Genomic DNA, 7,306 nt, shown 5'->3' on the forward strand with positions numbered 1-7,306 from the left:
TGGACCCGGTCGGGGAAACGCGCGACGTAACCAGTCACTCGCGTAACAATATCAGAGCCAGACAACAACGTCAACTCCCGGACCCGCAGTTGATTGACTGCCTGCCGGTTTGCTCTAACATCTGGCAGTGATGACCCCATGCGCATAGTCGGCTTCACCGAGACTTCGTTGCTCGACTGGCACGGCCGGATTGCGGCGGTGCTGTGGATCGGTGGCTGTGACTTCGCCTGTCCGTTCTGCCACAACCATCAGATCGCCGACGATGACCCCGGACTCACCCCGGTACAAAGCGAAGAGATCGCCCGGACACTGCGCCGGAAGCGCGACTGGTATGACGGCGTGGTCCTGACCGGAGGCGAACCACTGATGCACCCGGAGGTTTTCGGCCTGTGCCGGTGGCTCAAGGAGATCGGACAGAAGGTGAAGGTCGATACCAACGGGTCATTCCCCTACGCGCTGAAGGCCCTGCTGGAACTGAAACTGGTCCATTCGGTCGCCATGGACGTCAAAGCGCCGCTCGACTCGCGCTACAGCCGGGCGGCGGGGCGTCAGGTGGACATTGCCCCCTTGCGCCGGACCATCCAACTGCTCCTGGAGTCGGGGGTCGAGCATGAGTTCCGTTGCACCCTCGTGCCCGGACTCATCAACCCGGAGGACGTCGCGGCCATTGGCGAGGCGATCAAAGGCGCACAGGCGGTTGCGCTACAGGAGTACCATCACGCGCGAGCGCGCGTGAGAGGTTTCGGCGGGACGAAGGCCTACACCCGATCCGAAGTCGAGGCGATGGCCGAGGTCCTAAGGCCCTGCGTCAAGGAGATCAGGATCCGCGGCAGCTTCGCCTGAACCTCGACCCCGAACACCTTCTCAAACCCGGCAACAACCGCCGACCGTACCCGGGCGTCAGCGGCAACCCCGCCCTCTGTGCTCACCGACGTCATGGCCACGTCCGGCATGCCGCAGGGATTGATCAGCCGGAAGAAAGCCGGGTCGACCGCCAGGTTGAGTGCGAATCCATGGTAGGTGACGCGCCGCTTGACCGCAATCCCGATTGATGCGATCTTCCGCTCCTCGCACCAGACCCCGATGTGGCCCGGTCGGATACCGGCTGCGACTCCGAGCTCGGCCAGCGCCGCTATGAGTGCAGCCTCGACCTGCTCGACGAACCTCCGGACGCCGGCGATTCCCGTCTCCAGCTTGAACACGGGGTAGCCTACGAGCTGACCCGGACCGTGAAACGTCACGTCTCCTCCCCGCTCAATGCGGTGCAGTGCCACGCCCCGGCGCGCCAGCTCATCCTCGCTGACCAGAAGGTTTGAGGCCTTCGCCGACTTGCCCAGAGTGATAACCGGATCGTGCTCGACCAGCACGAGCGTGTCGGCTATACGATCCTCGACGCGCAGCCGCCGCAGTTCGTGCTGCAATTCCAGGGCGCGGCCGTACTCGACCCGGCCCAAGCTGAGCAGCGCGAGGCTGCCCCTACCGATTGACAATGTGGACTGCTTTGGAGTGGATGGCTTCCGCTGCCTCGAATAGCAGCTCGCTCATCGTCGGGTGGGCGTGAACGACCCGGCCAAGTTCGGCGGACGTCAAGCCGAGTTCGATGGCCGCCGTTGCTTCCGCAATCAAGACATCGGCTTGCGGGGCGGCGATCTGCACCCCCAGCACCTTGTCGGTTGCCGCATCCACGACCATCTTGCACAGCCCGTCGCTCCGGCCCAGAGTCAAAGATCGCCCCAGCGCCGAGATGGGTACGCGGCTCACCTTCACCTTGACGTTCTGGCCGGCCGCCTCGGCTTCGCTGATACCGACGCTGGCGACTTCGGGATCGGTGTAGACGCAGGACGGCACCGCCCTGAATCGCCACGGCCGGCCGCCGCCGAGGGACTCGGCAAGCGAGATTCCGTCGGCCATGGCACGGTGCGCTAGCATCGGGCCCGGCTTCACGTCCCCGATGGCGTGGATGCGGGCAGCACTGGTCCTGTACTTCTGGTCAACCGTGACGAAACCCCGTTCATCAAGCTTGACCCCGGCCTGCTCCAACTCGAGCCCGGCAGTTAGCGGCCTGCGCCCGACCGCCACCATGACCAGGTCTGTCTCGACCGTCGATTCGGCCTCACCGGCAAGGAAGCGAACGGCCAGACCCGGCTCGCGGTCCAATCCCGTCACCTTGACCCCGAGGTGGAAATCGATGCCTTCGCTCTGCATCGCTTTCCGCAGCGCCGAACTCACTTCCGCATCGAATCCCGGCAGCAGTTGCGGCATCAACTCCAGCACCGACACGCTGGCACCCAGGCGCCGGAATGCGGTTGCGAATTCCAGTCCGATGGCCCCGGCCCCGACTATGACCACCCGGCCGGGGAGCCGAGTCAGGTTCAGCGCGCCGTACGAGTCTACCACGTACTTGCCGTCAGGTTCGAATCCGGGCAGCACCGACGAAGTTGAACCGGTCGCGATGATGATGCTCTCTGCTCCGATTTCAGTCTCGCTGCCATCCGGTTGAACTACCATCACCCGCTGCCCGTTGATGAACCGCGCCTTTCCCTTCACGGTTTCGATACCGTTCGACCGGAGCAGGAACTCGACGCCCCGTACCAGTCGGTCGACCACCCGCCCCTTCCATCCGTACAACGCCTGGAAGTCCACCTCCGGCTGCCCGAAGACGATGCCCATGCGCCGGGCTTCGGCTGCGCCGCGAACCGCCGACGCCGCATGCAGCAGCGACTTCACCGGTATGCAGCCCCAGTTCAGGCAGACACCGCCGACCCGTTCGCGTTCAACCAGAACTACCTTGCGTCCGAGCTGAGCCAATCGAATCGCCGCAACGTACCCGGCCGGCCCGGCACCGATGATGAGGAAATCAACGCTGCGCACAGCGCTCATGCCCGTGCTCACATCCGAAGACCGAAACTCGAATGACGACTGAAGCCCGAATTGCCCGATTCATCATTTGCCTGCATTCGGGCTTCATTCGGACTTCGGTATTCGGACTTCGTCATTCTGTCCTCACCACGCCGTTCCTTTGATCAGCTCTGAAGCGATGACCAGCCGCTGGATCTGGTTGGTGCCTTCGTATATCTGCGTTATCTTGGCGTCCCGCATCATCTTCTCCACCGGGTACTCCCTCATGTAGCCGTACCCACCGAAGATCTGGACGGCGTCGGTCGCCACCTTCATCGCGGTATCCGAGGCCAGCACCTTTGCCATCGAAGCGATGGCCGAGGTGTTCTTCATGCCGGCGTCGGCCGCCCTCGCCGCCTCGTAGATGAGCGCGCGCGACGCCTCGACGTGAATCGCCATGTCGGCGAGCATCACCTGCACGGCCTGGAAGTGGGCGATCGGTACGTCGAACTGGATGCGGGTCCGGGCGTAGTCGAGTGCCTCGTCCAAAGCCCCGGCCGCGATGCCGAGAGCCTGGGCTCCCACCCCGGGCCGGGTGCGATCGAACGTCTTCATCGTGTGGATAAACCCGTAGCCTTCCTTGCCGCCGATCAGGTTCTCGGCCGGGACGCGGCAGTCCTGGAATACGAGCTCCGCGGTCTTGGAGCACCGGATACCCATCTTGTCTTCGATCTTGCCAAAGGTGAAACCGGGCGTGCCGTCTTCGATGATGAACGCGGAGAGCCCGCGCGCGCCCTTCAACGGGTTGGTGCTGGCGATGACCGAATAGACCTTGGCCACGCTGCCGTTGGTGATGAACTGCTTGGTGCCGTTCAGTACATAGTTGTCGCCGTCGCGCCGCGCGCGGGTCTTGACGTTGCTCGAATCCGACCCGGCGCTCGCCTCGGTGATGGCGAACGCGGCCAGTTCGCCCGCCGCCAGCCGGGGCAGGTACTTCTTCTTCTGTTCCTCGGTGCCGCCGACCAGTATCGGGAAAGCGCCCAGGCCGCAGGCCGCGTAGCACAACCCGGCTGCACCGTCAACCCGGCAGAGCTCCTCGACGACAATACACATCTCCATGATGCCGCCGCCCAGGCCGCCGTACTCCTCGGGGAAGTAGACGCCCATCAGGCCAAGTTCGGCCATCCCCTTCATCAGTTCGTGGGGGAACTCGCCGGTCCTGTCCAGTTCCGCCCGGACCGGCTTCATCTTCTCCTGGGCGAATCTGCGTGCCAGGTCACGGATTTCCTTCTGCGTGTCGGTAAAGAAGTATTCCACTATGCGCTCCTTTGGAGTCAGCTATCAGCAGTCAGGAGTTGGCAGCACATCGAATCGTGGGGCTGACTCCTAACCCCTGACTCCTGACTCTTAGCTCCTAACTTCACCAATGCCGGCTCGGTGTCTCACTTCCGCGGCCACCCGCTCCAGCGCCGGCTTCATCACCTCTCGTGTCAGGCGATAACACTCGATGGAGAAACCAACCGGGTCATCAACCTTCTCGTTCCGACCTACATACGACAGCAGCAGCCGGGTTCGCCGGGCCGCATCCGCCGCCAGGTCGGCGACCCGCTGGCGGTGGTACTCCTCCATCACCAGCACCAGATCGGCAGCCGCCAGCATACTCTGCGAAACCTGCTGCGCGCGGTGCCGGGTAAGGTCGAGTCCAGCTTCCCGCATCACCTCGACCGCATTCGCGGCTGCCGGGCTTCCCACGGGCGCGTCGGTGCCCGCCGAACCGACGAACGCCGGAGTCCCCTCCAGCATGTTCGCCAACATACACATGGCCATCGGGCTGCGGCAGGAATTGCCGGTGCATAGTACGAGCACGGAAAAGAACAGGCCCGGGCCCATCACGACCAATTCCCCGAGCAGCTGCTCAACGTCAAGTATTCCCAACTTTCCCCGCCTGTCAATCACGACCGGGCGTAGACTGAAATCCAGTCCCGTCGGCCCCGGCCCACCCGCGTCACCCGTGACGACAATCGAGGAGCGATTCCCGAGTTCGTCGGCCAACTCGCCCGGCTCGGCGCTCTCTGCCGGCACACCGATCCAGACATCTCCTTCTGCCCGCCGCAGGATCTCCCTCGCCAGCGGTTCGGAAGCCAGTGCCTGACCCGGCTGGTCGGCAACCAACCTCGCGACCAGCGGCTCGGCCATGGCCTTCAGCACCCTCTCCTGCAGGGACGCCTCAAGCCCGGCCGTGGATGCCGCCAGCATCTCCGCCGTCACCATCCGGTATGGCTCGCCAAGACCGGCGAGCGCCTCGCGCTCGCGGGCGAGTACGCAATACCCGCCGAGCATCGGGACAACCGCCACGCCGCTGCGGAGCGCGCCGGCAATCTGCCCGGCCAGGTCAGCCGGGTTCTTCTGCTGGAGTTTAACGAACTTCGGCACAGGCTAGCCGCCGCGCGAGGCGAGTCCCCGGGCACCGATATCCCGGCGGTAGACCATCCCCTTGAAATTGATGCCTTCCAGGGCCCGGTACGCCTTGTCCCTGGCTTCTAGGAGTGAGCGACCGATTCCAGTAACACCCAGGACCCGTCCGCCATTGGTCACCACCCGGTTCTCCTCGGACTTTGTCCCGGCATGGAACACCACGACACCATCGCGGCCTACCAAGTCGCCGGAAACAGGCGTGCCCCTGCCGTACGAACCGGGATATCCATCGGCCGCCGCCACCACGCACATCGCCGCTCGATCGGTAATATGAACCGGGTTCTGTTGTTCAATCCTGCCCTCAGTGCAGGCCAACGCCAGCTCGGCAAGGTCTCCGCCGAGCAGCGGCAGGATGACCTGGGTTTCCGGGTCGCCGAAGCGGCAGTTAAACTCCAGCACCTGCGGGCCGTCCGCTGTCAGAATCATGCCGGCATAGATGACGCCCCGGTAGTCGATGTCACGCTTGTGAAACTCGGCCAGCAGCGGCACAAACACCTTCTGCCGAACTTTCCGCTGCAGTTCCGCGGTCATCACCGGTGCCGGCGCGTAGGCGCCCATGCCTCCCGTGTTCGGCCCCCGGTCTCCATCGAGCAACCGCTTGTGATCCTGCGCCGGCGCCAGCAGATGCACGCTCCTGCCGTCACACAACCCGATCATCGAGACTTCCTCGCCCTGCAGGAACTCCTCTATGACTATCACCTTGCCTGCTTCGCCGTAGCGACCCTCGCGCAACATATCGGCGACGGCCTGTTCGGCCTCCTGCCGAGATTCGGCAACAACCACGCCCTTGCCCGCGGCCAGCCCTGACGCCTTCACGACGACCGGCAGACGATGCTGAATGAGATAGTTGCGGGCGGCATCGAAGTCGGCGAAAGTCCGGGACGGCGCAGTCGGGATTCCGGCGGCAAGCATCAGTTCCTTGGCAAAAGCCTTGTCACCCTCGATCCGCGCTCCGCTCTGTCTGGGACCGAAGACCGCCAGCCCCTGCCGGCCGAACTCATCCGCCGCACCCGCCACCAGGGGTGCCTCCGGCCCAACGATTGTCAGGTCTACCTTCTGCCTGAGGGCAAACTGGACCAGGCCCGGCAGGTCCGCGGTCGAGACCGGCTCGCACCGGGCGACCTGCTCAATCCCGGCGTTTCCCGGGGCGCAGAAGACCTGATGGCCGGAGCCCGCGAGGTGCCAGGCGAGCGCGTGCTCGCGGCCCCCGCCGCCGACGACCAGTATTCTCAATGCTTCAGCAGCCTCTCCAGCTTCGCGGCCTTCATTGCGGCAGCCCAGCTACCGAAGTACCGAACCGCTGCCGCGTGCAGTGTCCGGTAGCGCTTGCGCACGGGAATGGTCGTACCCAGTTCCAGGCCCGTTGCCTTCATGCGCTTCACCTCGTTGACTATCTCTGCCTTTGACCATTCCTTCTGGCGCTTGATCTTCGCGTAGTCGTAGCCAGCGGCTACGATGGCCTGTCGCCATGAACCGAAGTAGACAGACGCGGCCCCGACCAAGCCGCCGTGGGTCTTCTCCGCGGCACTGACGTTGAGCTTTTCGCCGGCGCCCTTGAGCTGGCGGATCTGCGCCACGATCTTCTTCTTGCTCCAGAAGCACTTGCGCCGAATCGCCTCATAGTTGAGCCCCGCCGCCTTGATGGCGCTTTCCCAGCTGCCATAGAACTTCCGCCCGGCATACGCGAGCGCCGGGTAGTTGCGGGCGATGTAGCCGGAATTGAGCTGCGTGCCTCCGCGGCTCAGTTCGCCGATCACTCGCATCACCTCTTCTTTGGACCATCGCTTGTATGAACGCTTCATTCACACCTCCGCAGACAATTTACCTTAACGCTTTGACCATGTCAATGGCCACCTGCTACCTTGCGGGCCGGCCCGGGCACATCGTGACCCCCTTTGCGCATTGCTGCTACGATTGATGTTACCTGACGATCAACCAGCGCGTCAAGGTCGAGCGCCGGGAGCAGGAGTATGCGCTGGTCAATCCCTGGCGC

Annotated in this window: 7 protein-coding genes; 1 reads left to right on the forward strand and 6 read right to left on the reverse strand. The window is 64.1% G+C overall.

Features of this window, described 5'->3' with window-relative positions; all coding sequences use genetic code 11:
* The first annotated feature begins 138 nt into the window (after nt 1-138).
* Entirely contained in the window at nt 139-843 is a 705-nt protein-coding gene (locus FJY68_03525) for an anaerobic ribonucleoside-triphosphate reductase activating protein (protein MBM3330905.1), read from the forward strand.
* Here FJY68_03525 and lipB read toward each other — a convergent pair.
* The 6 genes from lipB to FJY68_03555 form a co-directional block, all read right to left on the reverse strand.
* Nucleotides 759-1,490 carry a lipoyl(octanoyl) transferase LipB gene (lipB, locus tag FJY68_03530; protein MBM3330906.1) on the reverse strand — a complete coding sequence of 244 codons (732 nt, stop codon included), beginning with the start codon at nt 1,488-1,490 and terminating at the stop codon, nt 759-761. The two genes, FJY68_03525 and lipB, sit on opposite strands and share 85 nt — an antisense overlap.
* The gene (lpdA, locus tag FJY68_03535) at nt 1,477-2,871 is read right to left on the reverse strand and encodes a dihydrolipoyl dehydrogenase (protein ID MBM3330907.1); all 1,395 of its coding nucleotides are present in this window, start codon (nt 2,869-2,871) and stop codon (nt 1,477-1,479) included. The genes lipB and lpdA overlap by 14 nt, the downstream gene beginning before the upstream one ends.
* Before the next feature lie 132 nt (nt 2,872-3,003).
* Nucleotides 3,004-4,155 carry an acyl-CoA dehydrogenase gene (locus tag FJY68_03540; protein ID MBM3330908.1) on the reverse strand — a complete coding sequence of 384 codons (1,152 nt, stop codon included), beginning with the start codon at nt 4,153-4,155 and terminating at the stop codon, nt 3,004-3,006.
* Nucleotides 4,156-4,245: 90 nt separating this feature from the next.
* Complete coding sequence (locus FJY68_03545; GenBank protein ID MBM3330909.1) at nt 4,246-5,271, reverse strand: hypothetical protein; 1,026 nt, start codon at nt 5,269-5,271, stop codon at nt 4,246-4,248.
* Between the two features lie 3 nt (nt 5,272-5,274).
* On the reverse strand, nt 5,275-6,546 hold the full coding sequence (purD, locus tag FJY68_03550; protein ID MBM3330910.1) for a phosphoribosylamine--glycine ligase: 1,272 nt from the start codon (nt 6,544-6,546) through the stop codon (nt 5,275-5,277).
* Nucleotides 6,543-7,115, reverse strand: a complete 573-nt coding sequence (locus tag FJY68_03555; GenBank protein ID MBM3330911.1) for a hypothetical protein — start codon at nt 7,113-7,115, stop codon at nt 6,543-6,545. The genes purD and FJY68_03555 overlap by 4 nt, the downstream gene beginning before the upstream one ends.
* Between the last annotated feature and the right edge of the window lie 191 nt (nt 7,116-7,306).

The sequence above is a fragment of the candidate division WOR-3 bacterium genome, from assembly GCA_016867815.1.
Lineage (GTDB): Bacteria > Hydrothermota > Tepidihabitantia > Tepidihabitantales > Tepidihabitantaceae > UBA2258.